General features: G+C 62.1%; 31 protein-coding genes and 1 tRNA gene. 17 read left to right on the forward strand and 15 right to left on the reverse strand.

The window, feature by feature from the left end:
• The first annotated feature begins 142 nt into the window (after positions 1–142).
• From ACSQ27_RS18250 to ACSQ27_RS18285, 8 genes are all read left to right on the forward strand, one after another.
• Positions 143–952 carry an ABC transporter ATP-binding protein gene (locus tag ACSQ27_RS18250; RefSeq protein WP_436156914.1) on the forward strand — a complete coding sequence of 270 codons (810 nt, stop codon included), beginning with the start codon at positions 143–145 and terminating at the stop codon, positions 950–952.
• A gap of 16 nt (positions 953–968) precedes the next feature.
• Positions 969–2,222: a phenylacetate--CoA ligase family protein gene (locus tag ACSQ27_RS18255; RefSeq protein WP_436156915.1), complete on the forward strand. Its 1,254-nt coding sequence runs from the start codon at positions 969–971 to the stop codon at positions 2,220–2,222.
• Between the two features lie 223 nt (positions 2,223–2,445).
• Positions 2,446–3,441, forward strand: coding sequence for a tripartite tricarboxylate transporter substrate-binding protein (locus ACSQ27_RS18260; RefSeq protein ID WP_436156916.1), 996 nt, complete (start codon positions 2,446–2,448; stop codon positions 3,439–3,441).
• A 263-nt stretch (positions 3,442–3,704) separates the two neighbouring features.
• Complete coding sequence (locus ACSQ27_RS18265) at positions 3,705–4,658, forward strand: Bug family tripartite tricarboxylate transporter substrate binding protein (RefSeq protein WP_436157255.1); 954 nt, start codon at positions 3,705–3,707, stop codon at positions 4,656–4,658.
• A 26-nt stretch (positions 4,659–4,684) separates the two neighbouring features.
• Entirely contained in the window at positions 4,685–5,005 is a 321-nt protein-coding gene (locus ACSQ27_RS18270) for a hypothetical protein (protein ID WP_436156917.1), read from the forward strand.
• An 85-nt stretch (positions 5,006–5,090) separates the two neighbouring features.
• A complete protein-coding gene (locus ACSQ27_RS18275; RefSeq protein WP_436156918.1) occupies positions 5,091–5,480 on the forward strand; it encodes an ankyrin repeat domain-containing protein in 390 nt (129 codons plus the stop codon).
• A gap of 310 nt (positions 5,481–5,790) precedes the next feature.
• Positions 5,791–6,750 (forward strand): hypothetical protein, encoded by a 960-nt coding sequence (locus ACSQ27_RS18280; protein WP_436156919.1) that lies wholly within the window; start codon positions 5,791–5,793, stop codon positions 6,748–6,750.
• Positions 6,751–6,951: 201 nt separating this feature from the next.
• Positions 6,952–7,515, forward strand: a complete 564-nt coding sequence (locus tag ACSQ27_RS18285) for a prolyl hydroxylase family protein (protein WP_436156920.1) — start codon at positions 6,952–6,954, stop codon at positions 7,513–7,515.
• 114 nt (positions 7,516–7,629) lie between these two features.
• Here the strand turns inward: ACSQ27_RS18285 and arr are convergent, their stop codons facing one another.
• On the reverse strand, positions 7,630–8,025 hold the full coding sequence (gene arr / locus ACSQ27_RS18290) for an NAD(+)--rifampin ADP-ribosyltransferase (RefSeq protein ID WP_436156921.1): 396 nt from the start codon (positions 8,023–8,025) through the stop codon (positions 7,630–7,632).
• Positions 8,026–8,179: 154 nt separating this feature from the next.
• Between arr and ACSQ27_RS18295 the strand changes: the two genes are divergently transcribed.
• The gene (locus ACSQ27_RS18295) at positions 8,180–9,718 is read left to right on the forward strand and encodes a hypothetical protein (protein ID WP_436156922.1); all 1,539 of its coding nucleotides are present in this window, start codon (positions 8,180–8,182) and stop codon (positions 9,716–9,718) included.
• A 130-nt stretch (positions 9,719–9,848) separates the two neighbouring features.
• Here the strand turns inward: ACSQ27_RS18295 and ACSQ27_RS18300 are convergent, their stop codons facing one another.
• Complete coding sequence (locus ACSQ27_RS18300) at positions 9,849–10,151, reverse strand: DUF1840 domain-containing protein (RefSeq protein WP_436156923.1); 303 nt, start codon at positions 10,149–10,151, stop codon at positions 9,849–9,851.
• A 144-nt stretch (positions 10,152–10,295) separates the two neighbouring features.
• Between ACSQ27_RS18300 and ACSQ27_RS18305 the strand changes: the two genes are divergently transcribed.
• The 8 genes from ACSQ27_RS18305 to ACSQ27_RS18340 all read left to right on the forward strand — a co-directional run bounded on the left by ACSQ27_RS18305 (position 10,296) and on the right by ACSQ27_RS18340 (position 18,561).
• The gene (locus tag ACSQ27_RS18305) at positions 10,296–11,042 is read left to right on the forward strand and encodes a 2OG-Fe dioxygenase family protein (RefSeq protein WP_436156924.1); all 747 of its coding nucleotides are present in this window, start codon (positions 10,296–10,298) and stop codon (positions 11,040–11,042) included.
• A 126-nt stretch (positions 11,043–11,168) separates the two neighbouring features.
• Positions 11,169–13,508, forward strand: a complete 2,340-nt coding sequence (locus tag ACSQ27_RS18310; RefSeq protein ID WP_436156925.1) for a bifunctional salicylyl-CoA 5-hydroxylase/oxidoreductase — start codon at positions 11,169–11,171, stop codon at positions 13,506–13,508.
• Positions 13,509–13,546: 38 nt separating this feature from the next.
• Entirely contained in the window at positions 13,547–14,032 is a 486-nt protein-coding gene (locus ACSQ27_RS18315; RefSeq protein WP_436156926.1) for a MarR family winged helix-turn-helix transcriptional regulator, read from the forward strand.
• On the forward strand, positions 14,029–14,883 hold the full coding sequence (locus ACSQ27_RS18320; RefSeq protein WP_436156927.1) for an enoyl-CoA hydratase family protein: 855 nt from the start codon (positions 14,029–14,031) through the stop codon (positions 14,881–14,883). The genes ACSQ27_RS18315 and ACSQ27_RS18320 overlap by 4 nt, the downstream gene beginning before the upstream one ends.
• A gap of 3 nt (positions 14,884–14,886) precedes the next feature.
• On the forward strand, positions 14,887–16,068 hold the full coding sequence (locus ACSQ27_RS18325) for an acyl-CoA dehydrogenase family protein (protein WP_436156928.1): 1,182 nt from the start codon (positions 14,887–14,889) through the stop codon (positions 16,066–16,068).
• A 53-nt stretch (positions 16,069–16,121) separates the two neighbouring features.
• A complete protein-coding gene (locus tag ACSQ27_RS18330; protein ID WP_436157256.1) occupies positions 16,122–17,744 on the forward strand; it encodes a benzoate-CoA ligase family protein in 1,623 nt (540 codons plus the stop codon).
• Positions 17,741–18,169: an acyl-CoA thioesterase gene (locus tag ACSQ27_RS18335; RefSeq protein ID WP_436156929.1), complete on the forward strand. Its 429-nt coding sequence runs from the start codon at positions 17,741–17,743 to the stop codon at positions 18,167–18,169. The genes ACSQ27_RS18330 and ACSQ27_RS18335 overlap by 4 nt, the downstream gene beginning before the upstream one ends.
• Positions 18,166–18,561, forward strand: a complete 396-nt coding sequence (locus tag ACSQ27_RS18340; RefSeq protein WP_436156930.1) for a RidA family protein — start codon at positions 18,166–18,168, stop codon at positions 18,559–18,561. The genes ACSQ27_RS18335 and ACSQ27_RS18340 overlap by 4 nt, the downstream gene beginning before the upstream one ends.
• Positions 18,562–18,697: 136 nt before the next feature.
• On the opposite strand, the gene ACSQ27_RS18345 is transcribed toward ACSQ27_RS18340, so the two are convergent.
• From ACSQ27_RS18345 to rplR, 13 genes are all read right to left on the reverse strand, one after another.
• Positions 18,698–18,774 (reverse strand) — tRNA-Met (locus ACSQ27_RS18345).
• 18 nt (positions 18,775–18,792) lie between these two features.
• Positions 18,793–19,194 (reverse strand): 50S ribosomal protein L17, encoded by a 402-nt coding sequence (rplQ, locus tag ACSQ27_RS18350; RefSeq protein ID WP_007869297.1) that lies wholly within the window; start codon positions 19,192–19,194, stop codon positions 18,793–18,795.
• A 79-nt stretch (positions 19,195–19,273) separates the two neighbouring features.
• Positions 19,274–20,263, reverse strand: a complete 990-nt coding sequence (locus tag ACSQ27_RS18355; RefSeq protein WP_122954336.1) for a DNA-directed RNA polymerase subunit alpha — start codon at positions 20,261–20,263, stop codon at positions 19,274–19,276.
• A gap of 95 nt (positions 20,264–20,358) precedes the next feature.
• On the reverse strand, positions 20,359–20,982 hold the full coding sequence (rpsD, locus tag ACSQ27_RS18360) for a 30S ribosomal protein S4 (protein WP_436156931.1): 624 nt from the start codon (positions 20,980–20,982) through the stop codon (positions 20,359–20,361).
• A gap of 134 nt (positions 20,983–21,116) precedes the next feature.
• Positions 21,117–21,521: a 30S ribosomal protein S11 gene (gene rpsK / locus ACSQ27_RS18365; protein WP_007869288.1), complete on the reverse strand. Its 405-nt coding sequence runs from the start codon at positions 21,519–21,521 to the stop codon at positions 21,117–21,119.
• Positions 21,522–21,534: 13 nt separating this feature from the next.
• The gene (gene rpsM / locus ACSQ27_RS18370) at positions 21,535–21,900 is read right to left on the reverse strand and encodes a 30S ribosomal protein S13 (protein WP_074579313.1); all 366 of its coding nucleotides are present in this window, start codon (positions 21,898–21,900) and stop codon (positions 21,535–21,537) included.
• Positions 21,901–21,924: 24 nt separating this feature from the next.
• Positions 21,925–22,038: a 50S ribosomal protein L36 gene (gene rpmJ, locus ACSQ27_RS18375; protein WP_028820150.1), complete on the reverse strand. Its 114-nt coding sequence runs from the start codon at positions 22,036–22,038 to the stop codon at positions 21,925–21,927.
• 30 nt (positions 22,039–22,068) lie between these two features.
• A complete protein-coding gene (infA, locus tag ACSQ27_RS18380) occupies positions 22,069–22,287 on the reverse strand; it encodes a translation initiation factor IF-1 (RefSeq protein WP_007869286.1) in 219 nt (72 codons plus the stop codon).
• A gap of 18 nt (positions 22,288–22,305) precedes the next feature.
• A complete protein-coding gene (secY, locus tag ACSQ27_RS18385; protein ID WP_436156932.1) occupies positions 22,306–23,625 on the reverse strand; it encodes a preprotein translocase subunit SecY in 1,320 nt (439 codons plus the stop codon).
• 19 nt (positions 23,626–23,644) lie between these two features.
• Positions 23,645–24,076, reverse strand: coding sequence for a 50S ribosomal protein L15 (gene rplO / locus ACSQ27_RS18390; RefSeq protein WP_436156933.1), 432 nt, complete (start codon positions 24,074–24,076; stop codon positions 23,645–23,647).
• A gap of 13 nt (positions 24,077–24,089) precedes the next feature.
• Positions 24,090–24,272, reverse strand: a complete 183-nt coding sequence (gene rpmD, locus ACSQ27_RS18395; protein ID WP_122954340.1) for a 50S ribosomal protein L30 — start codon at positions 24,270–24,272, stop codon at positions 24,090–24,092.
• A gap of 12 nt (positions 24,273–24,284) precedes the next feature.
• Positions 24,285–24,803, reverse strand: a complete 519-nt coding sequence (gene rpsE, locus ACSQ27_RS18400; protein WP_092130234.1) for a 30S ribosomal protein S5 — start codon at positions 24,801–24,803, stop codon at positions 24,285–24,287.
• 17 nt (positions 24,804–24,820) lie between these two features.
• On the reverse strand, positions 24,821–25,186 hold the full coding sequence (rplR, locus tag ACSQ27_RS18405) for a 50S ribosomal protein L18 (RefSeq protein ID WP_411884579.1): 366 nt from the start codon (positions 25,184–25,186) through the stop codon (positions 24,821–24,823).
• Positions 25,187–25,193: the final 7 nt, after the last annotated feature.

The raw sequence follows: 25,193 nt of genomic DNA on the forward strand, positions 1-25,193 counted from the left end.
GCCGCTCAGCTGGCTTTGCCATGTACTGACGGCACCCACCCCAACCCCTCCCGCCAGGCGGGAGGGGCGCGGCTCTCGCGAGCCGCCAACCTTGAGGGCTGATGGCCCTGCCGGCAGCTCTCAAGATTGGTCAGGAAAAAATATGGACACACCTAACATCGTTCTCAACGTCAACGGCATCGAGGTCATCTACAACCACGTGATCCTGGTGCTCAAGGGCGTCTCGCTGCAGGTCCCCCAGGGCCGCATCGTCGCCATCCTGGGCGGCAACGGCGCGGGCAAGACCACCACGCTGCGCGCCATCTCCAACCTGCTCAAGGGCGAGCGCGGCGAGGTCACCAAGGGCTCCATCGAACTGCGCGGCGAGCGCATCGAAAACCTCTCGCCGGCCGACCTGGTGCAGCGCGGCGTGGTGCAGGTCATGGAAGGCCGGCACTGCTTTGCCCACCTGACCATCGAGGAAAACCTGCTGACCGGCGCCTACACCCGCAGCAGCAAGGCCGAAGTCGCGGCCAACCTCGAGAAGGTCTACAACTACTTTCCGCGCCTCAAAACCCGGCGTACCTCGCAGGCGGCCTACACCTCGGGCGGCGAGCAGCAGATGTGCGCGATAGGCCGCGCCCTGATGGCCAACCCCTCCATGGTGCTGCTGGACGAACCCTCCATGGGCCTGGCGCCGCAGATCGTCGAGGAGGTCTTCAACATCGTGAAGGACCTGAACCAGAAGGAGCAGGTCACCTTCCTGCTGGCCGAGCAGAACACCAACATGGCGCTCAAGTACGCCGACTACGGCTACATCATGGAAAGCGGCCGCGTGGTGATGGACGGCGCGGCCGCCGACCTGGCCAACAACGAGGACGTGAAAGAGTTCTACCTGGGCGTGGGCGGTGGCGAGCGCAAGAGCTTCAAGGATGTCAAGAGCTACAAGCGCCGCAAGCGTTGGCTGGCTTGAGGGTAGGGATAGGGACATGAACAATTTCTACGACACCCTGGAACACCGGCCGCACGCCAGCCGCGAGGCCGCCCAGCTGGCCGCGCTGCCGCAGCAGATCGCGCATGCGCAGTCGCACGCACCGGCCTTTGCCGCCATCCTCAAGGGCGTGAACGGCGCCACCGTGAGCTCGCGTGCCGCGCTGGCGCGCCTGCCCGTCACGCGCAAGTACGAGTTGCTCGAGCGCCAGCAGGCCGCGCGCCAGGCGGGGGGCGACCCCTTCGGCGGCTTCAGCGCGCTGCGCTATGGTGCCGCGATGCCGCGCGTCTTCGCCAGCCCCGGCACGATTTACGAACCCGACAGCACGCGCAAGGACTACTGGCGCATGGCGCGGGCGCTGCACGCCGCCGGCTTCAGGCCCGGGCAGCTGGTGCACAACTGCTTCAGCTACCACTTCGTGCCGGCCGGCACCATGATGGAGAGCGGCGCCCATGCGCTGGGCTGCACGGTGTTTCCGGGCGGTACCGGCCAGACCGAGCAGCAGGTGCAGGCCATGGCCGAGCTCAAGCCCGCCGGTTATGTCGGCACGCCCAGCTTCCTCAAAATCATTGTCGACAAGGCCGCCGAAATGAAAGTGGCGCTGCCCAGCGTGACCCGGGCCATGGTCTCGGGCGAGGCCTGCCCGCCCAGCCTGCGCGACTGGCTGGCCGGGCACGGCATCGCCGCCTACCAGTGCTACGCCTCGGCCGACCTCGGGCTGATCGCCTATGAAACCGAGGCCCGCGAAGGCCTGGTGCTGGACGAAGGCGTGATCGTGGAAATCGTGCGCCCCGGCACCGGCGACCCGGTCGCCGAGGGCGAGGTCGGCGAGCTGGTGGTCACCACGCTGAACCCCGACTACCCGCTGATCCGCTTCGGCACCGGCGACCTCTCGGCCGTGCTGCCGGGAAGTTGCCCGACCGGCCGCACCAACACGCGCATCAAGGGCTGGATGGGCCGGGCCGACCAGACCGTCAAGGTGCGCGGCATGTTTGTGCACCCGGGCCAGGTCGCCGACATCGCAAAACGTTTTCCCGAAGTGCTCAAGGCCAGGCTGGTGGTCAGCGGCGAAATGGCCAACGACAGCATGCACTTCCAGGCCGAGGCGGCGTCGGCCCCCGATGGATTGGACCAGCGCATCGCCGACGCCATCCGCGACGTCACCAAGCTGCGCGGCACGGTGCAGCTGGTGGCGCCCGGCAGTCTCCCCAACGACGGCAAGGTTATTGAAGACGCACGGAGTTACAAGTAGCCCCCACGTTCGCTCACTGCGTGTAGCTCTCTGCCCCCCGAGGGGGCGCTGCGCCTGCGGCCCGGCAAAGCCGGTTCCGCGGCCCCTGCTGGCCTGAACTCCCAAAGCCGGGGTTTGCGCAGCTATCCGGCACGGGACCGGGGGCTAGCCCTTACGTAGTTCCCGCGATGTTTACACCGTAAGGGGACCGTAAACTTGGCGCGTTCATTACAAGGAGACGCTCATGAAACGCCTGTTAGTCCTCGCCGCGGCCGCGACGGCCATGTTTGCCGCCCACGCGCAAGCCCCCGCCTTCCCCGGCTCCAAGCCCATCAGTCTTGTGGTGCCCTTCGCGGCCGGCGGGCCGACCGACCGTGTCGCGCGCGACCTCGCCGAAGCCATGCGCAAGGCCATGGGCGGCAGCGCCAACTTCGTCGTGGAAAACGTCAACGGCGCCGGCGGCACCATTGGCGCGGCCAAGGTGGCGCGCGCCACGCCCGACGGCCACACCCTGCTGGTTCACCACATCGGCATGGCGGCCGCGCCGGCCCTGTACCGCAAGCTGCCCTACAAGGTGCTCGAGGATTTCGAATTCCTGGGCATGATCAACGAGGTGCCGATGACCATCATCGGCAAGCCGCAGCTGCCCGCCAACAACTACCGCGATTTCGAGAACTACATCCGTGCCAATTCCGGCAAGCTCAACATCGCGCATGCCGGCCTGGGCTCGGCCTCGCATCTGTGCGGCCTGATGTGGCAAGCCGCCATCAACGCCAAGGAAGCGATGACCACCATCCCCTTCGGCGGCACCGCGCCGGCCATGAATGCACTGGTCGGCGGCCAGGTCGACATGATGTGCGACCAGACCACCAACACCACCGGCCAGATCGAGGCCGGCCGCGTCAAGGCCTTTGCCGTGACCACCGCCAAGCCGCTGTCGAACAACAAGCTGCTGAAAGACTACCCGACGCTGCAGGAAATGGGGCTCAAGGGCTTTGACCTGACCATCTGGCACGGCCTCTACGCCCCCAGGGGCACGCCCCCGGCCGTGCTGACCCAGCTCAACAATGCCCTGAAGATCGCCCTCAAAGACCCCGACTTCATCAAGAAGCAGGAAGGCCTGGGCGCCATCGTGGTGACCGACAAGCGCGTCGAGCCGGCTGCCCACAAAGCCTTTGTGTCCGCCGAGATCAACAAGATCAAGCCCGTGGTCGAAGCCGCCGGCAAGTTTGCCGACTGATTCGTTCCCCGCCTGATGGAAAAGCCGCCCGGTTCGCCAGGCGGCTTTTTTTATATCCGCAGATGAATCTCCTATCCCCAGCCTGCGATCAAAAACCCGGGTTTAACCCCCTTGAAGGAGCTGCCTGCGGACGCTATCTTCATGCGACACCCTGGCCGCCTGCCGGCCATCCCCTGGAGATACTCTTGAACAACAGCAAACCCTTTCTTTCCCGCCGCTACGGCGCCTTCCTGGCCACCGCGCTGACCGCCGTCGCCACCTTTATGGCCACGCCCTCGGCCTGGGCACAAAGCGCCGGCTGGCCGGCCAAGCCCGTCAAGATCGTCGTGCCCTTCGCGCCCGGCGGCACCACCGACATCCTGGCCCGTGCCATGGCGCCTGAACTGTCCAAGGCCTTCGGCCAGCCCTTTGTGGTCGAGAACCGCGCCGGCGCCGGCGGCAACATCGGCGCCGACGTCGTCGCCAAGTCCCAGCCCGACGGCTACACCCTGCTGATGGGCACCGTGGGCACACACGGCATCAACAAATCGCTGTACAGCAAGATGGCCTACGACCCGCAAAAAGACTTCGCGCCCATCACCCTGGTCGCCGGCGTGCCCAACGTCATGGTCGTCAACACCGAAAAAGCCAAGGCCGCCGGCATCAACAACGTCAGCGACTTCATACGCGCTGCCAAAGCCAAGCCCGGCACCTTCAACATGGCCTCCAGCGGCAACGGCACTTCCATTCACCTGGCGGGTGAGCTGTTCAAGACCATGAGCGGCACCTACATGACACACTTCCCCTACAGCGGCTCCGGCCCCGCGCTGCTGGCCCTGGTCGGCGGTGACATGGACGTCATGTTCGACAACCTGCCGTCTTCCATGGCCCTCATCAAGTCCGGCAAATTGAAAGCCCTGGCCGTGACCAGCTCAGAACGCTCAGCCGCCCTGCCCGACGTCCCCACCATAGAACAAGCCGGCGGCCCGGCCATGAAAGGTTTCGACGCAAGTTCCTGGTTCGGCCTGCTCGCCCCCGCCGGCACGCCGCCCGACATCGTGAACCGCATTCAACAAGAGGCTTCGAAAGCACTGGGTACGCCGGCGATGAAGGAAAAGCTATTGGCACAAGGCGCAATCCCCAGCGGCAATACGCCGGCACAGTTCACGGCCTTTATCAACGCTGAGCACAAGAAGTGGGCGCAGGTGGTGAAGGCTTCTGGGGCGAAGGTGGATTGAGTTCACATTCTTTGGAACGATGAATAGTGAATTTTCAACAGATCGGCGAGTATCTGGTTGCAACCCGTATCACAGGGCCAACACACAACATGCTGCAATTGCAGTTCGCGTCTCATCCAAATAGCTCGCCCAGCATCGATGTACTTCCCGGAGTTGGTCCAAACCAAGGTGCGCTGAATTCACAAGAGGTGCTGCGCCAGGTGATCGCCGGCGTGGAAGCAGCCAACATAGAGTTCAAATGCGACTATCGCGTGGGCAGGGTTCGGTTTGTAGAAAACGATTCGAGGCCTGAGTCTGTTTACAAAGAACTAGCGGCATTCATAGTCGGGCAGGTTGTGCATGGCTAGCCCGCGCTCCAAAAAAGCGTTCCAGGCGATGCATTTCGCTTCGCCACGACAAATCCGAGCTTGAGCTCCAGCGTTAGGCATCGTCATGTCCCTACGATCGTTTGCAAAACTACATGAGCTGGCAAGGGCTGGCGAAACCAACGCGCTTCTTGCCCACATAACAGAGCTGATGGCGGAGTTTCCGGAAGATCGAGATCCGTCGAATTGGGCCCTGATTGCGGCGGCAGAAGAAGGTCAGGTTGAAACTGCTCGCGCTTTGCTTGAAGCCGGGGCCCATATCGAGGGAGCGTCCGAGCGCTCGCACATTCATCCATTGTGGAAAGCCGCGAAACGCGGCCACCTTCAGATGGTGAAGTTACTCGTGAGCAGCGGAGCGAACACGAATGCGACAGACAGCACAGGTATGACTGCTCTTGACTACGCGAGACGCTACTCACGGAAAGAGGTAGTTGAGTATCTGGAGTCGCTCAAATGAAGCGACGGCAATCTCTCAGTCAGTTTTCACAAAGGTCTTAGGGGAAATCGCCTGCATGATCGAAGCCAAAGTTAGTTGACTGCTGCTGTATGCGGCGGTTGTCGATCCTGGGGCCAACTCCCGAAACGCAACCGAACACATTTATGCAGCCGCCTGCATCCCCCTTGTGTTGATTCCGTCGAAATCTGAAGGGCTGGCAGCCGCGTAAGATGCGTCATGGCTGGGCAGTGCACCAAAGTAACAGTAGCTAACTCTTCAATCGAGAGGACGCCATGTTTCGCTCCGTGCGCCGTCTCTCGTTTCAAACGCTATGCGTCATAGATACCCTCTTCCCGTACTGGTCGCGCTCGTTGTTGCGCTGATCTATTTTGGCGGCAAACGAACTGCCGGACACATCCCGTCGGCACCCATCACCTCGGTGCGCGGCTTTGAATTGGTCAATATAGGCTTCGACAGCAATAGCCTTCCATTTTTCGATATTGGCTATGCCCAGCAATCTCCCTATGAGTACTTCACCCACCAAGGGGAGACCTTCATTCCAACCAGAAACGGTTCCCTCGTTATTCGTCGAGACCATCTTGAACCGACTGCTTTTCAAGTAACTGAAAAATTGCTTCGAAAGAGCGAAGGTTACGGAACCAAGCGAACAGAAATTCTTGTCACAGAAAAGTCGACCGGGAAAGTGATCGCGTCTCGTGAACTCAAAGATGGCCAGATCGAGAATCAAACCGGATGGGTTGGCGACCATGCGATTTTGTTCCTTCGCAAAGTGATCATCCCGTCGCAAATGCGGAGGGCACCTTTGAAATACTTAGGTGACGCTACGGTGCACTCCTCAGCGGAAATCGTGCCAGTCGTTACGGACTCTGGTTTCCGGAAGGCTCGTGTCCATGGGTGTCCGGGCAACGTAGGCGTGTCTCTGGAGGGAGCCCCGCGCCGACTCAAATTGAATACGCCGAGTTGGCGTTTTCTGCCAGCGTCACCGATTGGTGGCGTGTTTTGCTCTTCGGGATATGTCGTTGTGGTCTCATCAATTTTTCCCAGTCCTCTTGTCGTTGATCTTCTGACGGAAACTGGTCAGCATCTCAGCACGACGGAGGTCGGAGTCCCGGGTGATCTACTCTCGAAGAATGCCAGTTTGGCCGCCGTCGAAAACGGGAAGGTAGAGCATAGATCGCTGTCGTTCGAGGTACAGCACGCCGTGCCACAAAGAGATTGGGTGCCATATCAGCGAACCCGGATACACCTAATTGCCCCGGAACTCGAATGAGGCACAACCCTTCGCCGAAACCGACAGGCCACTGCCGGCTGTACCAGCTTTCGCGTACGACAGAATCCGACTGTTAAGCACCTTCGGTAACGACACCGTTCGCATTTCACAAGTTATAAAAACCGTGAACACCAGCCTTTTTTCATGGTGCAAAAACGATAAGGTCGGCTTTAAATCGAATCACGATGACATACTTCGCGCATGAACGAACCTACACCGTCGCCTCTGACCACCCATTCAGAGCGAGTTTTCACGATTGATCACTTTCTTGCTGCGACAGACTGTGCTGACCTGATTCGTTTGGCGGACGAGCACGGGTTCGAGTCGGCGGGTGTGCGCACCGCCGAAGGCCAGCGATCCATGCCCACGGTGCGCAACAACGAGCGCACCTTGTTTGAGTCGCCTCAGTGGGTGCAGCGCTTGTGGGAGGGACTGGCGGCGGCTGCGCTACCGAGCTTGCAAGGACAAAAAGCTCTGGGCCTGCCCAAGGACCTTCGCTTCTACAAATATTCGCCGGGGCAGCGCTTCAAGATGCACAAGGACGGCCCGTGGATGGAGGGCGGTCTTACCAGCCGGCTGACATTCCTGGTCTACCTCAACGAAAACTTCACGGGCGGGGAAACCGATTTTCGGGACTTCAAGATCCAGCCCCGAACCGGCCGCGCCCTGCTTTTTATCCATGACACCTGGCACGAGGGCGCAACGGTCGAGCAAGGAACAAAGTACGTTTTACGTTCTGATGTTCTGTATGGGATGGCGCCTTAGTACCGCTGTGTCCAGGGCCTCACTTCAAGCCGATTCTGGACGAAACGGCGACCCTGAACTTCCAAAGAACCTGCCGACTTGTCCATAGCGCCTGCCAGTTTCTGTCGCCGACCCCTAGTTAAGAATTTCCCCCATTCCCGTCTGGACGCGCTTCCTGAGTTGTTGAATGAACTCTGGGTCGTAGGGTTCCCAGCTTTCCAGTTCGCCGATGATTTTTAAAGGGAATGCACTCCGGTATGACCGCGTTGGGTTGCCGGGGAATTTTTTGTCTGTGACGTTAGGGTCGTTCTCAAATTCACCTGTCGGCTCAACGATGTAAACCCGCGGTGCACCTTCGCCCTTGGACATCTCCGCAGCAAGCCCAGCCCCCTTTGACAAAGCCGTGAAGTAAATGTGGTTCATCACAACGCTGTCGTCGTAGTTCGATCTGAAACCTGCCGTCAGCAAGTCGCCAGCCTGCATATCCGCTCTCGTACCATGGTAGAAGGGCCCGGCGTCCAAAACGCTCATGCATTTGCCTCCAAAAAAGTGGGGAAAGCCATCTTACTGAGGAAATTCTGAACGGTTCCGCCGATTTATGCGCATCTTTCATGGAGAGAATGGGCGCGGTTCAAGTGCCGGGTGCCTTGCAGATAAACTCCCCCGAACAAAAGGGAGGATCGTCATGAACACCAAAGCGGCACGTCGACGTGCGGGCTATTTCTCAGCTACCTGCGTCTTGGCCGCCGTGCTTCAGCTCAGTAGCCTGCCGGCGTTTGCGCAAGCAAACGCACCGGCCAATGCCCAGATCACTTCGCGCCTGGACCAGGTCACCAAAATGCTGGCGGGTGCCGCGTCTCGCGATGCCAATGCGGTGTGGGATGCGAAGACGGAGATTGAAGAGCTGCCTTACCCAACCCGCGGCGACCGAAAACTTGCGCGGCGGCTGAACACCACCGCGCTGGAAAAGTTCAAGGCCGACCAGATGGCCGATTCGGCGGCCGATTTTGAGAAGGCGCGCCGGGCCGATCCGTCGGACCAGGAGATCGCCAACAACTACGGCTACATGCTGTACCGCACGGGCAAACTGACTGAGGCGGAAGCGCAGTTGCGCTACACGCTGGCGCTGGCGCCGGCACGGGCTGTGGCCTGGGCCAACCTGGCGGAAGTGTTTGGGGCGCAGGGGGAGGTGCAGCGTTCGGCGGATGCGTTTGTGGTGTCGCACCGCTTTTCACGCAACCCGGACACGACGCGCCAGTACATTGAGAAGTTTGCCGCGTCGACTACGGACTCCGCCGGGCTGAAGCAAGGCGCGGCGCAAGCGCTTTCACGTTTGTTTCCCGCTGCGGGCGCGAATGGAACTGCCGCCGCCGCGCAGCCGCTGGCCAGCACGGCGGCTGAACGCAATTCAGCTGCGCAGACGGAGATGGCCGCCGGCGCCACTGTTGCCGCGGCCAACCGCGCGCCGCCTCCCGCTACCGATGCGGCCAAAGCAGCGCCGGTGTCGCTGGCGAACCCGTTTGCACGGCTGCTGTCGCAGCTGCCGAATCCTGAAGTCGCGGCGCTGTTCCAGGCGGCTTCCAAGGGTAACGCCGGCACGCGTGAAGAATTGCTGCGCCTGGCCAATGGCGGCAATGCACGCGCCCAGCACGCTGTGGCGATGATTTACAACCAGGGCCTGGGCGTGGAGGTGAACCATGAGCTGGCCAATACCTGGTACCGCAAGTCGGCGGAGGCCGGTTTTGTGCTGGCGCAGGCCAGCCTGGCTTGGAACCAGCACAACGGCATCGGCACGGCTGTCGACCCCGCGCTGGCCTTTGAGAATTACCGGCGCGCCGCCGAGCAGGGCCACCCTTATGCCATGAACAACCTGGCCGTGATGTATTTCCGGGGCGTGGGCACCCGGCCGGACGTCAAGGCCTCGTTTGACTGGTTCATGCGCGCGGCGGAGGCCGGCCTGGCGCGCGGCGCGCACAACGTGGCGTCCCAGCTTGAAAACGGCACCGGCCAGCCGGCGGACCCGCGCAAGGCCTTTGCCTACTACCTGTCGGCCGCGACGTCGGGTTTTGCGCAGTCGCAGTACAAGGTGGGCCACGCCTATGAATACGGCTGGGGCGGCTCGCAGGACAAGGCTGCCGCTGCCGAGTGGTACAAAAAAGCGGCGCTGCAGGGCCTGGAGCCGGCCAAGGATGCGCTGAAACGGCTGGGTGTGAGCGATTTTTAAAACGCCGGCCGCGGATCACATGTCCAAAGCCGCCACCAAGCAAAAAGCCCTGTCACCAGGGCTTTTTTTCATTCATACATATATAGAGAGACAGGGGCTGCCGCGGCGGCGCCCCTCTCCGCCCAGAGGCCTAAACGCCCCAGACCACCTCATGCCCCGACTTGAGGTTGCGCTGCAGCATGTCGATGAAGGGGACGGCGCGCTGGCGCAGGCCCAGGCCGTCGCCGGGGACGACGCCGTCTTCGGCATTGGCGTCGTGGGCTTCTTCATGCGCGATGGCGGCCTGCAGGGCGGCGATGGCGGCGGGCATCTGCTCGGGCAGGATGATGCCTTTGGGGGCGGGGTCTTTGCCGATGATTTCGAGGACCTTGCGGCCGTTGGCTTCGAGCATGATCACGTCGCCGGCGTCTTTGGATTTGAATTTGTAAAGCATGGAGAGCTCCTCTAATTAGACAGACAGGCCATTATGGAAAGTTTTTGAACCTGTGTATGTAGGCAGGTTTCACTTCCTGGGGCCGTGGGGCTTTGCGGGTGCGGCTGCCGGGCGGGCTGCGCGGCTCAAGCAAAATAGCGGCCTATGTTCAATATCGCCACTGTCCCCAAGTCGGCCCGCCAGGCGCTCAGCCAGGACGGCCTGAGCCTGCTGAACCCGGCCGAGCTGACGGCCACGCTGGAACTGGGCGCCGCCTGGGCGCCGGCCTGGAATGCGCTGACGCCCTCCTGGGACAGGCTGCCGCCGGACGCCCACCTGAAGGACGGCGGGCATTACCGCAAGCGCCGGCACTCGTGTTTTGTGCAGGAACTGGCCACGGGCACGCTGGTGCAGACGCCGCACCGCGCGCACTGGCAGCCGACGGATTACAACGCGCTGCACGGCGGTTTTGAGCGCTGGTTCGAGCCGGTGGAGCCGGCGGTGGCGACCGCCCCGGCGTGGACGGACCTGCTTGCCGGCCTGGGCAAGCTGTTTGCCCAGGTGCAGCCGGCGGCGCGCTGGCACATCGAGGCGCACCAGTTCCGCATCGACACGGCCGGCGGCGTGGGCCGGCCGACGCCGGAGGGTGCGCACCGCGACGGCGTGGATTTTGTGGTGGTGATGATGGTGGCGCGCCACGGCGTGAAGGGCGGCGAGACCCGGGTGTTCGACGCCAACGGCCCGCACGGCGTGCGTTTTGTGATGCAGGAGCCGCTGACGGCGCTGCTGCTGGACGACGCGCGGGTGATCCACGAAACCACGCCGATACTGCCAGCCGACGACCAGCCGGGCGCCGGATTCCGCGACACGTTGGTGCTCACTTACCGGGCAGCGGCTTTCCAGGCGCCTTGAACCGGGGCCGGACGGCCGGCTGCTCCCTGTTCACATCTACTTTCCAGTCTTGCGGTAAAACCCGCTTGACGAATTTAGTTTAAACCTAAACAATTAAGGCAAGATTAATCCAGAGAGTACGCTTTCATGCACATTCTTTGCCTGGGCGGTGGTCCCGCAGGTTTGTATTTCGCCCTGCTGATGAAACTGCAGAACCCGGCCCACCAGGTGACGGTGGTGGAGCGCAACCGGCCTTTCGACACCTTCGGCTGGGGCGTGGTGCTGTCGGACCAGACCCTGGGCAACCTGCGCGCGGCCGACCCGGTCAGCGCGCAGCTGATCGGCGATGCCTTCAACCACTGGGATGACGTCGAGGTCTTCTTCAAAGGGCGCTCCGTGCGCTCCGGCGGCCATGGTTTTTGCGGCATTGGGCGCAAGCGCCTGCTCAACATCCTGCAGGAGCGCTGCATGGAACTGGGCGTGGACCTGGTGTTTGAGACCGACGTGCAGGACGACCAGGCGATTGCGGCGCAGTACAACGCCGACGTGGTGATCGCGAGCGACGGCCTGAACAGCCGCATCCGCAACCGCTATGCGGAGACCTTCAAGCCCGACGTAGAGCTGCGCGCCTGCCGCTTTGTCTGGCTGGGAACGCACAAAACCTTTGACGCCTTCACCTTCGCGTTTGAGCAGACCGAGCACGGCTGGTTCGCCGCGCATGCCTACAAGTTTGACGAAAACACCTCGACCTTTATCGTCGAGACGCCGGAAGCGGTGTGGAAGGCCCACGGCCTGGACCAGATGAGCCAGGAGGACGGCATCGCGTTCTGCGAGCGCCTGTTCGCCAAGTACCTGGACGGCAACCCGCTGATGAACAACGCCACGCATGTGCGCGGCTCGGCGATCTGGATACGTTTTCCGCGCGTGGTCTGCGAGCGCTGGGTGCATGAAGCCGCCATCAATGGCAAGCAGGTGCCCATCGTGCTGATGGGCGACGCGGCGCATACGGCGCATTTCTCGATCGGCAGCGGCACCAAGCTGGCACTCGAAGACGCGATCGAGCTGACCAATTGTTTCGCACAGCATGGTGATGCGACCGCGGCGCTGCAGGCGTATGAAGCGCTGCGTTCGGTGGAAGTGCTGAAGATCCAGAACGCGGCGCGCAACTCGACCGAGTGGTTCGAGAACGTGGACCGCTACAGCGGCATGGAGGCCGAGCAGTTCTTTTATTCGCTGCTGACGCGCTCGCAGCGCATCAGCCATGAAAACCTGCGGGTGCGCGATGCTGCCTGGCTACAAGGCTATGAGCAGTGGTTGGCCAAGAGCAATGCTGCCCACGCGCCGCCGCCCATGCTGCTGCCGCTGAAGGTGCGCGAGCTTGCACTCAAGAACCGCATCGTCGTGTCGCCCATGGCCACCTACAGTGCGGTGAATGGCGTGCCCCAGGACTTCCACCTGGTGCACCTGGGCGCACGCGCATTGGGTGGCGCGGCGCTGGTGTTTGTGGAAATGACCTCGCCCTGCCCCGAAGGCCGCATCACCCCGGGCTGCCCGGGCCTGTGGAACGACACGCAGGCCAAGGCTTTCAAGCGCATTGTGGATTTTGTACATGCCTCCGGCGCGGGCGCCAAGATCGGCCTGCAGCTGGGCCACAGCGGACCCAAGGGTTCGACGCAAGTGGGATGGGAAGCACCCGACGAACCGCTGCCGACCGGCAACTGGCCCTTGCTGGCCGCCAGCGCGGTGGCTTACGGCCCGACCAACCAGGTTCCACAAGCCATGACGCGCGCCGACATGGACCGCGTGAAGGCGGAGTTCGTGCAGTCCACCCGCTATGCGGCGGAGGCCGGCTTTGACTGGCTGGAGCTGCATTGCGCGCACGGCTACCTGCTGTCGAGCTTTATCACGCCGCTGACCAACCAGCGCACGGACGACTACGGCGGCAGTCTGGAAAACCGCTGCCGCTTTCCGCTCGAGGTGTTCAGCGCCATGCGCGAGGTGTGGCCGGCGCAGCTGCCCATGAGCGTGCGGATCTCGGCGCACGACTGGGTGCCGGGCGGCAACACGGCGGACGACGCGGTGGCGATTGCGCGCATGTTCAAGGCCGCGGGCTGCGATTTCATCGACGTGTCTTCGGGCCAGACCACGCGGGCGGCCAAGCCTGTCTATGGCCGCATGTACCAGACACCGTTTGCCGACCGCATTCGCAACGAGGTGGGCATACAGACCATCGCCGTGGGCGCGATCTCGGAAGTGGATCACGTCAACAGCATCATCGCGGCGGGCCGCGCGGACCTGTGCGCGATCGCGCGCCCGCACCTGGCCGACCCGGCCTGGACGCTGCACGAGGCCGCCAAACTGCAAAGCCGCCACGTGAACTGGCCCCAGCCCTACCTGAGCGGGCGCGACCAGCTGTACCGCGAAGTCGCCAAACAGAAGGAAATGGCCGCGCAGGCCGAGCGCGGCCAGGCCACGGCCAATAAATAGACAACAGGTAAACGCCAACACAACCAGGAGACGCCACCATGGACATGGAAGCACGAGGCCACAGCGAACACCCCGAAGCATTGCGGCTCTGGCTGCGCATGCTGACCTGCACACAGCTGGTGGAAAAGCAGGTGCGCACCCAGCTGCGCGAGCAGTTCGACACCACGCTGCCGCGCTTTGACCTGATGGCGCAGCTTGAGCGCAGCCCCGAGGGCCTGAAGATGAACGAGCTGTCGCGCCGCATGATGGTGACGGGCGGCAACGTCACGGGCATCACCGACCAGCTGGTGGCCGAAGGGCTGGTGGAGCGCGTGGACGTCGAGGGCGACCGCCGTGCCTACCGCGTGCGCCTGACGCCGCGCGGGCGCAAGCTTTTCGACGAGATGGCGAGCGAGCATGAAGCCTGGATCGTCGCGGCTTTTGAGGCCCTGTCGCCGCGCGAGGTCGAATCACTTCACAAGCTGCTGGGCAAAGTCAAGCAGCACCACAACCAACTCGCCGACACCAAACTGGAGACGACATGAAACACTACATCGGCCTGGCCAACCCCATGCGTGCGCACTTTGATGCGATGGCCCATTACCAGGCGGAGCATTTCGCCTATTCCTTCGACGCCGGTGTCGCGACGCTGACGCTGAACCGGCCCGAGCGCAAGAACCCGCTGACCTTTGATTCCTATGCCGAGCTGCGCGATTTGTTCCGCACGCTGAACAGCGCGACGGATGTGAAGACGGTGGTGATTACGGGCGCGGGCGGCAATTTCTGCTCGGGCGGCGACGTGCACGAGATCATCGGGCCGCTCACCAAGATGACGATGCCGGAAATGCTGGAGTTCACGCGCATGACCGGCGACCTGATCAAGGCCATGCGCCTGTGCCCGCAACCCATCATCGCGGCGATTGACGGCATCTGTGCCGGCGCGGGTGCCATGATGGCGCTGGCGGCCGACATGCGGCTGGGCACGGCCCAGGCCAAGACGGCTTTCCTGTTCACGCGCGTGGGCCTGGCCGGCGCCGACATGGGCGCCTGCGCGCTGCTGCCGCGCCTGATAGGCCAGGGGCGCGCCTCGGAGCTGCTGTTCACCGGCAGGTCCATGAGCGCGCAGGAAGGCCTGGCCTGGGGATTCTTCAATGCGCTGCATGAGCCGCAAGACCTGCTGGCGCAAGCACAAAAGCTGGCGCAAGAACTGGCCGAGGGCCCGACCTTCGCGCACGGAATGACCAAGACCATGCTGCACCAGGAATGGGCCATGACGCTGGACCAGGCGATTGAAGCCGAGGCACAGGCGCAGGCCATCTGCATGCAGACGCAGGACTTCACGCGCGCCTACAAGGCGTTTTCGGCCAAGAAGAAACCCGTGTTCCAGGGTGATTAAAAAATGAAATCGACCACCGCCCACCTGGCACTGCCTTTTTTTGACGAGGTTCACCGCGAGCTGGGTTCACGCCTGGCTGAATGGACGCCGCAACAACACATCGACGAGAGCGACGACCGCAAGGCCTGCAAGGAGTGGGTGAGCCTGCTGGGTACCGAAGGCTGGCTGCGCTACTGCGTGCCAGCGGGCAAGGATGGCGCGCTGGGCGGTGCACTCGAAAAACTCGATTCACGCGCGCTGGTAATCCTGCGCGAGACGCTGGCCTTTCATTCACCGCTGGCCGACTTCGCCTTTGCGATGCAGGGATTGGGCAGCGGCGCGATCACACTCGCGGGCACGCCGGCGCAGCAGGCGGCGTATCTGCCGCTGGTAGCCAGCGGGAAAAAGATCGCGGCCTTCGCCTTGAGCGAGCCTGATGCCGGCTCTGACGCCGGCGCCATGGCGACCGCGGCCACGGACACCGCCGAAGGCTGGGCGCTGAACGGCAGCAAGACCTGGATCAGCAACGGCGGCATCGCGGATTTTTACGTGACCTTCGCCAAGACCGACCCGCAGGCCGGCACGCGCGGCATCACGGCTTTCATCGTGGACGCCGACAGCCCGGGCCTGGACAGCAGCGAGCACATCGCCGTGATGGCGCCGCACCCGCTGGCCACGCTGAAGTTCGCGCATTGCAAGTTGTCGAAGGATGCGCAACTCGGCGCGCTGCACGGTGGCTTCAAGCTGGCCATGCAGACGCTGGACATCTTTCGCGCCTCGGTTGCGGCCGCAGCGCTGGGCATGGCGCGCCGCGCGCTGGCCGAGGCGGTGCGCTTCTCCAAAGAACGCAAGATGTTCGGCCAGACTTTGGCCGACTTCCAGCTCACACAGGCCAAGCTCGGCGAGATGGCGGCGCTGGTCGACGCGGCCGCGCTGCTGACCTACCGCGCGGCCTGGATGCGCGACGAGAGCGAGCGCCTGGGCAGCGGCGCGCGCATCACCGCCGAGGCGGCCATGGCCAAGATGACGGCGACGGAGAACGCGCAGAAGGTCATCGACATGGCGCTGCAGATGCACGGCGGCCTGGGCGTGAAGGTGGGCACCAAGGTGGAAAGCCTGTACCGCGACATACGCTCGCTGCGCATTTATGAAGGCGCGACCGAAGTGCAGCAACTCATCATTGGAAAGGCGGTATTGCAATCATGAGCACCTCAGTTTCCGACGACCTCTCCGACCCTGGGCTTTCATCCGCCGAAGCGATGCCCGCAGCGCCCTCCGCGCAGGTGGACCGCTTTGTGCACGACCGCCTGCCGCCGCCCGAACAGCTTCCGCGCATGGTGTATGCCATGCCCGAGCTGCGCATCCCGGCGCGCGCCAACCTCGTGCAGACCCTGTTCGACAAGGCCTTTCGCGAGGGGCGCGCGGACAAGCCGATGCTGCGTTCGGACAAGATCACGCTGACCTATGCCGAGGCGCTGGAGTACGTGAACCGCGTCGCGCAAGTGCTGACCGAAGATTTCGGCCTCCAGCCCGGTAACCGCGTACTGCTGCGCGGCGGCAATTCGATCGGCATGGCGCTGGCCTGGCTGGGCGTGGTGCAGGCCGGGCTGGTGGCGGTGGCCACCATGCCGCTGTTGCGCGCCAAGGAGCTCGGCGAGATCATCGAAAAAGCCCAACCCGCACTGGCCTTGTGCGATGCCTGCCTGCTGGATGAATTGCAGGCGGCGCAGGCGCAAAGCACCACGTTGCCGACCATCGTGCCCTTCAACGTGACGGACGCGCCGGGATGGCTGGCCGTGCTGACGGCGCAGAAGGACGGAAAGTTCACGCCCTGCCCGGTCGCGGCCGACGACATCGCGCTGATGGCCTTTACATCAGGCACCACGGGCAAGCCCAAGGCCGCGGTGCACACGCACCGCGACGTGCTGGCCGCCTGCGAGGCCTGGCCGCGCCATGTGCTCAAGGCCAAACCTGAGGACATCGTGGTGGGATCGCCGCCGCTGGCTTTTACCTTCGGCCTGGGCGGCATGCTGCTTTTCCCGATGTGGGCGGGTGCCTCCGTGTATTACCCCTCCATAGGCTACACGCCGGAGGCGATGGTCAAGCTGATCAAGCAGGTCGGCGCGACCATCTGCTACACGGCGCCGACGTTTTACCGGCAGATGGCCCCTTTTGCCAAACAGCATGGCGTGCCCGGCCTGCGACTGTGCGTGAGCGCCGGCGAAAGCCTGCCGGACGCCACGCGCCAGCTGTGGAAGGACGCCACCGGCATCGAGATGATTGACGGCATAGGCGCGACGGAGATGTTCCACATCTTCATCTCCGCGGCCGGCGCCGACGTGCGCCGCGGCGCCATCGGCAAGGTGGTGCCGGGCTACACCGCCAGGGTGGTGGACGACACGGGCGCCGAAGTGCCGCGCGGCACCATCGGCAAGCTGGCCGTGGTGGGGCCGACCGGCTGCCGCTACCTGGAGGACGCGCGCCAGGGCAACTACGTGAAGAACGGCTGGAACCACCCCGGCGACGCCTTCATGCAGGACGCCGACGGCTACTTTTTCTACCAGGCGCGCGCCGACGACATGATCATCACCGCCGGCTACAACGTGGCCGGCCCCGAGGTGGAAGACGCGCTGCTCAAGCACCCGGCCGTGGCCGAGTGCGGCGTGGTCGGCCTGCCCGACGAAGACCGCGGCATGGTGGTGAAGGCTTTCATCGTGCTCAAGCCCGGCGAGGCCGCCGGCGACGCGCTGGCCAAAGCCTTGCAAGACCACGTCAAGGCCACGCTGGCGCCTTTCAAGTACCCGCGCCAGATCGAGTTCGTCGACAAGCTGCCGCGCACCGAGACCGGCAAGCTGCAACGCTTCAAGCTGCGCCAGCCATGAAGTTCAGCGTTCCCAAACTGGTCCGCTTCCACCATTGCGACCCGGCCGGCATTGTTTTTTACCCGCAGTTCTTTTACCTGCTGCATGAGGTGCAGGAAGACTTCCTGGCGCACATCGGCTTTCCCGAACACAAGCTGATCGCCGGCGGCACAGGCGTGCCCATCGTGGACCTGAAGACCGAGTTCCTGGGCATGTGCCGCAATGGCGATGCGTTGGTGATGACGCTGGAACTCACGCGCATCGGCAACTCGAGCATGGGCATGCAGTACGAGATCCACGGCGAGGCCGGCGACATCAGGCTCAGGGCGCATGGCGTGGTGGTTTATTCCGAAGTTCCCCACGGCAAGCCGGTGCGCATTCCTGAAGCGCTGCGCAGCGCGCTGCTGCCTTATCTGCAACAAACAACATCCCCTGGAGACACATGATCACAAAACTACAACCGCCCGGCTGGGCCGAGCCCAAGGGCTACGCCAACGGCATGCTCGCGCGCGGCGCGCTGCTGTTCGTGGGCGGCCAGATCGGCTGGAATGCGAAGCAGGAGTTCGAGAGCGATGACTTCATCGCGCAGACCAAGCAGGCACTGCTGAACATCCTGGCAGTGCTGCAGGCCGGCGGCGCCGGCCCCGAACACATGGTGCGCATGACCTGGTACGTGGTGGACCGCGTGGAATACGTGGCCAGGCTCAAGGAGTTGGGTGGCGCCTACCGCGAGGTCATGGGCAAGAACTTCCCGGCTATGACCTGCGTCGAGGTGTCGGGCCTGGTTGAGGACCGTGCACGGGTGGAGATTGAAGTGACGGCGGTGGTGCCGGACTGAGTGTGTTCGGTCGGTCGAGTGGCGATGCTGGCATCGCCGTTCGGGGACCATGAATCACGGCACGCATGAATGTGAGCCGGAAAGCAAAACGCCTGCTGATGCAGGCGTTTTGCTGTGAGTCCGGAGATTCACGTGTTGGTTGCGCGGGCAAGATTTGAACTTACGACCTTTGGGTTATGAGCCCAACGAGCTACCAGGCTGCTCCACCGCGCGGTATATCTGTATTGTAGCTTACTCTGCCTTGGCCGCGTCGGCGGTAGTGTCTTCCGACACTTCAGGACGGTCCACCAGTTCGACCAAAGCCATGGGCGCATTGTCGCCAACGCGGAAACCCATCTTCAGGATGCGGGTGTAGCCGCCTGGACGAGCTTTGTAGCGTGGGCCGATTTCAGCGAACAGTTTGACGACCATGTCGCGGTCGCGCAGGCGGTCGAATGCCAGGCGCTTGTTGGCCAGCGTGGGTTCTTTGCCCAGGGTGATCATGGGTTCCACCACACGGCGCAATTCCTTGGCCTTCGGCAGGGTGGTCTTGATGACTTCGTGCTGCAGCAGCGAGTTCATCATGTTGCGCAGCATGGCGAGGCGGTGCTCGCTGGTGCGGTTGAGTTTACGTAGTCCGTGTCCGTGGCGCATGATGTGTTTCCTTTTTTAAAATCCAGGCAGCCGTATCAGGTACTGCCCGTGCGAGACCCGTTCAGGGGTCTTGTTTCAATTATCGCTTATCGAGGCCGGCGGGAGGCCAGCTTTCCAGGCGCATTCCGAGCGTCAGGCCGCGGGAGGCCAGCACTTCCTTGATCTCGTTGAGCGATTTACGTCCCAGATTGGGGGTCTTGAGCAGCTCGTTTTCAGTGCGCTGGATCAGATCGCCAATGTAGTAAATGTTTTCCGCCTTGAGGCAGTTCGCCGAGCGCACGGTGAGCTCGAGCTCGTCGACAGGGCGCAGCAAGATGGGGTCGAACTGCTGCGAGCTGCGCTGAACGGGTGCGTCAAACGCAGCCAGTTCGTTGCCTTCGAGCTGCGCGAACACCGCCAGTTGCTCAACCAGGATCTTGGCCGAGGCACGGACAGCATCTTCAGCCGTCACGGCGCCGTTGGTTTCGATTTCCAGCACGAGCTTGTCGAGGTCGGTGCGCTGCTCAACGCGGGCGCTTTCGACAATGTAGCTCACGCGCTTGACGGGCGAGAACGACGCGTCCAGCACAATGCGGCCGATGGACTTTGGCGACTCGTCGCCGTAGCGACGCTGGTTGCCGGGCACGTAGCCGCGGCCGTTTTCAACCTTGATCTGCATGTCGATCTTGCCGCCGTGCGACAGGTTCACGATCACGTGCTCAGGGTTGATGATTTCCACGTCGTGCGGCGTCTGGATGTCGGCGGCGGTGACAGGGCCTTCGCCGTCCTTGCGCAGGCTCAGCGTGACTTCGTCGCGGTTGTGGAGCTTGAACACCACGCCCTTGAGGTTCAACAGGATGTTGACGACGTCTTCCTGCACACCGTCGATGGACGAGTACTCGTGCAGGACACCCGCGATGGTGACTTCGGTGGCGGCATGGCCGACCATGGAAGACAACAGTACGCGGCGCAGCGCGTTGCCCAGCGTATGGCCGTAGCCACGCTCGAACGGCTCCAGAGTCACCTTGGCGCGGTTGGCGCCAAGCTGCTCAACATTGATGGTTTTTGGTTTCAACAAATTGGTCTGCATGCAGTCTTCCTCTCAATACCCTCGGTTCGTTACACCGATAAGGCCGGCGAAGCACACCCTGGCGATACGGTGCCCCGTATCGCAGGAACGAAAAATTAGCGTGAGTACAACTCGACGATCAACGATTCGTTGACGTCGGCGGCAAACTCGTCGCGGTCAGGAACCTTCTTGAAGGTGCCTTCGCCCTTGTCGGCGTTCACATCGACCCAGGCGGGCAGACCGACCTGTTTTGCAAGCTCGAGGGCTTCGGTGATGCGGGTCTGCTTCTTCGACTTCTCGCGCACGGCGATGACGTCGCCGGCCTTGACCATGTACGAAGGGATGTTGACCGAACCGCCGTTGACCGTGATGGCCTTGTGCGACACCAGCTGGCGCGCTTCAGCGCGGGTCGAGCCGAAGCCCATGCGGTACACCACGTTGTCCAGGCGGCATTCCAGGATGAACAACAGGTTGGCGCCGGTATTGCCCTTGCGGCGATCGGCCTCTTCGAAGTAGCGGCGGAACTGCTTTTCGAGCACGCCGTACATGCGCTTGACTTTTTGCTTCTCGCGCAGCTGGAGGCCGAAGTCGGAAGTACGGGTACCGGAGGTACGGCCGTGCTGGCCCGGCTTGGAATCGAATTTGGCCTTGTCGCTGATGGCGCGGCGTGCGCTCTTCAGGAACAGGTCGGTGCCTTCACGGCGGGATAGTTTGGCCTTGGGGCCTAGGTAACGTGCCACTTGAGTGTCCTTTTGTCATCTGCTGCATTTACATGCAGGAGCCGGAGGTCGTGACCTGCCGGCGGTGGGCTTGGTAAAAATGCCTGGTATCTGACGGACTGGAAACAACCCGTCGGACAGCCAGGCACGGGGGATTAAATGCGGCGGCGCTTTTGCGGGCGGCAGCCGTTGTGCGGAACCGGGGTCACGTCGGCAATCGAATTGATCCGGATGCCGAGTGCGCCCAGAGCGCGAACAGACGATTCACGGCCGGGACCAGGACCCTTGATTTCAACGTCAAGGTTCTTGATGCCCTGTTCAATGGCGGCGCGACCTGCCACTTCCGAAGCGACCTGCGCCGCGAAAGGAGTGGATTTGCGCGAGCCCTTGAAGCCCTGGCCACCGGAGGAAGCCCAGGACAAGGCATTGCCCTGGCGATCCGTGATGGTGATGATCGTGTTGTTGAAAGAAGCGTGCACGTGGGCGATGCCATCGGCCACGTTCTTGCGAACTTTCTTGCGAACGCGCTGTGCGGCGTTATTGCTTGGTGATTTTGCCATGACGACCTCTCAATTATTTCTTCAAAGCTGCAGCGGCCTTGCGCGGACCCTTGCGGGTGCGGGCATTGGTCCGGGTGCGCTGGCCGCGCATGGGCAAGCCACGACGGTGGCGGAAGCCGCGGTAGCAGCCGATGTCCATCAGGCGCTTGATGTTCATCGTGGTTTCACGACGCAAGTCACCTTCGATGGTGAACAGGGCGATCTGCTCACGGATTTTTTCCAGATCGCCGTCGGTCAGGTCTTTGACCTTCTTGGCGTAGGCGATGTCGCATGCTTCGCAAATTTTGCGAGCGCGCGTGCGACCGATGCCAAAGATAGCAGTCAAGCCGATTTCGGCGTGCTGCTGCGGCGGAATATTGATACCAGCGATACGAGCCATGTTCGTCCTCTAAAACTCTTGAAATCAGCCTTGACGCTGTTTGTGGCGTGGGTCCGTGCAGATCACACGGACAACGCCCTTGCGACGGATAACCTTGCAGTTGCGGCAAATCTTCTTGACCGAAGCTGAAACTCTCATTTCTATTACTCCTAAACTTTCACTCTGTGCTTACTTGGCACGGAAAACAATGCGTGCGCGCGATAAATCGTAAGGCGTCAATTCAACCGTTACCTTGTCACCGGGGAGAATGCGGATGTAGTGCATACGCATTTTTCCCGAGATGTGCCCCAGTACAACATGTCCATTTTCCAGCTTCACCCTGAAAGTCGCATTGGGGAGGTTTTCTACAACCTCGCCTTGCATCTGGATCACATCGTCTTTAGACATATCCCATCAAATATCCAGTTAACCGCCCAGTGACGTCTTGAAGTTCGCCTTTTTAAGCAACGACTCATACTGTTGCGACATCATGTAGTTCTGCACCTGGGCCATGAAATCCATGGTCACCACGACAATAATCATCAACGACGTGCCGCCGAAATAGAAAGGCACGTTGTATTTCAAAATCAGAAACTCGGGCAGCAAACACACGAATGTGATGTAAACCGCACCTGCCAGCGTCAAGCGCACCAGGATTTTGTCAATGTAGCGAGCCGTCTGGTCCCCTGGCCGAATGCCGGGAATGAAAGCACCGCTCTTCTTCAGGTTGTCCGCCGTTTCACGGCTGTTGAACACCAGGGCCGTGTAGAAGAAGCAGAAAAACACAATCGCGCTGGCATAGAGCATCACGTAGATCGGCTGGCCGGGCGTCAGCGTGCTGGCGATGTCTTTCAACCAGCGCATGCTGTCACCGGCGCTGAACCAACCCACCACCGTCGCCGGCAACAAGATGATCGACGAAGCGAAGATCGGAGGGATCACGCCCGCCATGTTCAGCTTCAGCGGCAAGTGCGATGACTGACCGCCGTAGACCTTGTTGCCCACCTGGCGCCGCGCATAGTTCACAAGAATCTTGCGCTGCCCCCGCTCCACGAACACCACGAAATACGTTACCAGCACGACGACAGCGACGATCACGATCGCGATCACGATGCTCATGGCGCCGGTTCGCACCAGCTCCAGCAAACCGCCCATCGCATTCGGCAGGCCGGCTGCGATACCCGCAAAGATCAGGATCGAAATACCGTTGCCCAAACCGCGCTCGGTGATCTGCTCGCCCAGCCACATCAAAAACATGGTGCCGGCCGTCAGGCTGAAAACCGCCGTCATGCGGAAACCGAAACCGGGCGCCAGGACCAGACCCGGCGAGCTTTCCAGCGCCACGGCAATGCCCATGGACTGGAACAGTGCCAGGGCCAGCGTGCCGTAGCGCGTGTACTGGGTGATCTTGCGGCGGCCGCTTTCACCCTCTTTTTTCATCTGCTCGAACGTCGGAACGACGTAGGTCATCAGTTGCATGATGATCGAGGCCGAGATGTACGGCATGATGCCCAGGGCAAACACCGTGAATCGCGACAGGGCACCACCCGAGAACATATTGAACAGGTTCAATATGCCGCCTTGCTGGCCCTTGAAAAGCTCTTTCAGCTGGCCAGGATCAATCCCCGGCACCGGGATGTGCGCGCCGATGCGGTACACCACCAGGGCCAGCAGCAAAAACACAAGCCTGTTGCGCAGGTCACCGTACTTGCCGGTTTTCGCAATTTGAGCCGAGTTGGTTGCCACTGATGTATCCAGTCAGGTATTAAGCGACGGAGCCGCCGGCGGCTTCGATCACGGCCTTGGCAGCCGCCGTGGCGGAAATGCCGTTCAGCTTCACAGCCTTGGTCAGTTCGCCGGTCTTGATGACCTTGACGTTCTTGGCGAGCTGGCCCACCAGGCCGGCGGTCTTCAGTGCCAGCAGGTCCACCTCGGCCAAGCCGAGTTGTTCCAGCGCGCCGAGAGTTACCTCAGCGTTGAACTTCAGCAGATGCGACTTGAAACCGCGCTTGGGCAAGCGGCGCTGCATAGGCATTTGACCGCCTTCGAAGCCCACCTTGTGATAACCACCGGAGCGGGACTTCTGGCCTTTATGACCACGTCCTGCCGTTTTGCCAAGGCCAGAGCCGATGCCGCGACCGACACGTCGTTTGGCATGTTTGGCGCCTTGGCCAGGCTTGATTCCGTTCAATTCCATGATGAGTCTCCGCTCAGACAATCTTGACCAGATAGCTGATCTTGTTGATCATGCCGCGCACTGCGGGCGTGTCCTGCAGTTCGCTGACGCTGTTGACGCCACGAAGGCCCAGACCGCGCACGGTGGCGCGATGCGATTCCTTGGTGCCAATCGGGCTGCGAACCAGCTGGACTTTTACTTTGGTTTCTTTGGTCATTTCAATGCCGCCTTAGCCGAAGATTTCTTCGACTGATTTACCACGCTTGGCCGCAATTTCAGAAGCGGTCGTGGAGTTGTTCAGTGCATCCATGGTGGCGCGCACCATGTTGTAGGGATTGCTCGAACCATGGCTCTTGGCCACGATGTCGGTAATGCCCATGACTTCGAAAACAGCGCGCATCGGGCCGCCGGCAATGATGCCGGTACCCTTGGGAGCCGGCGCCATCATGACGCTGGCCGCACCGTGGTGGCCGAAGACATTGTGGTGGATGGTGCCGTTCTTCAACGAGACCTTGGTCATGTTGCGGCGCGCTTCTTCCATGGCCTTCTGCACGGCTGCAGGCACTTCTTTCGACTTGCCCTTGCCCATGCCGACGCGGCCGTCACCGTCACCAACCACCGTGAGTGCGGCGAAACCGAGGATACGGCCGCCCTTCACGACTTTGGTCACGCGGTTGACCGCGATCATTTTTTCCTTCAGACCATCGTCTGGAGCGTCGTTGTTCGATTTTGCTTGAAACTTAGCCATACTTAATTCCAGTCTGCTTAGAACTGCAAGCCAGCTTCGCGGGCCGCATCAGCCAGCGCTTTAACGCGGCCGTGGTACGCAAAACCGGCGCGATCAAACGCCACTTTTTCTACACCTGCCGCTTTTGCCTTCTCGGCAATGCGCTTGCCAATGGCTTGCGCGGCAGCAACGTTTCCGCCTTTACCCGAGGCGCCGATATCCTTGCGCACTTCGACTTCCGCGGTGGAAGCGGCAGCCAGCACCTTGGTGCCGTCGCCAGAGATAACCGTGGCGTAGATGTGCAGGTTGGTGCGGTTGACGGTCAGACGGGCAACACCTTGCGTGGCAATGCGGATGCGGGTCTGGCGTGAACGACGAAGGCGCTGCTCTTTTTTGGTCAACATGATGCAG

Source organism: Polaromonas sp. LjRoot131 (genome assembly GCF_964252805.1).
GTDB lineage: Bacteria > Pseudomonadota > Gammaproteobacteria > Burkholderiales > Burkholderiaceae_C > Polaromonas.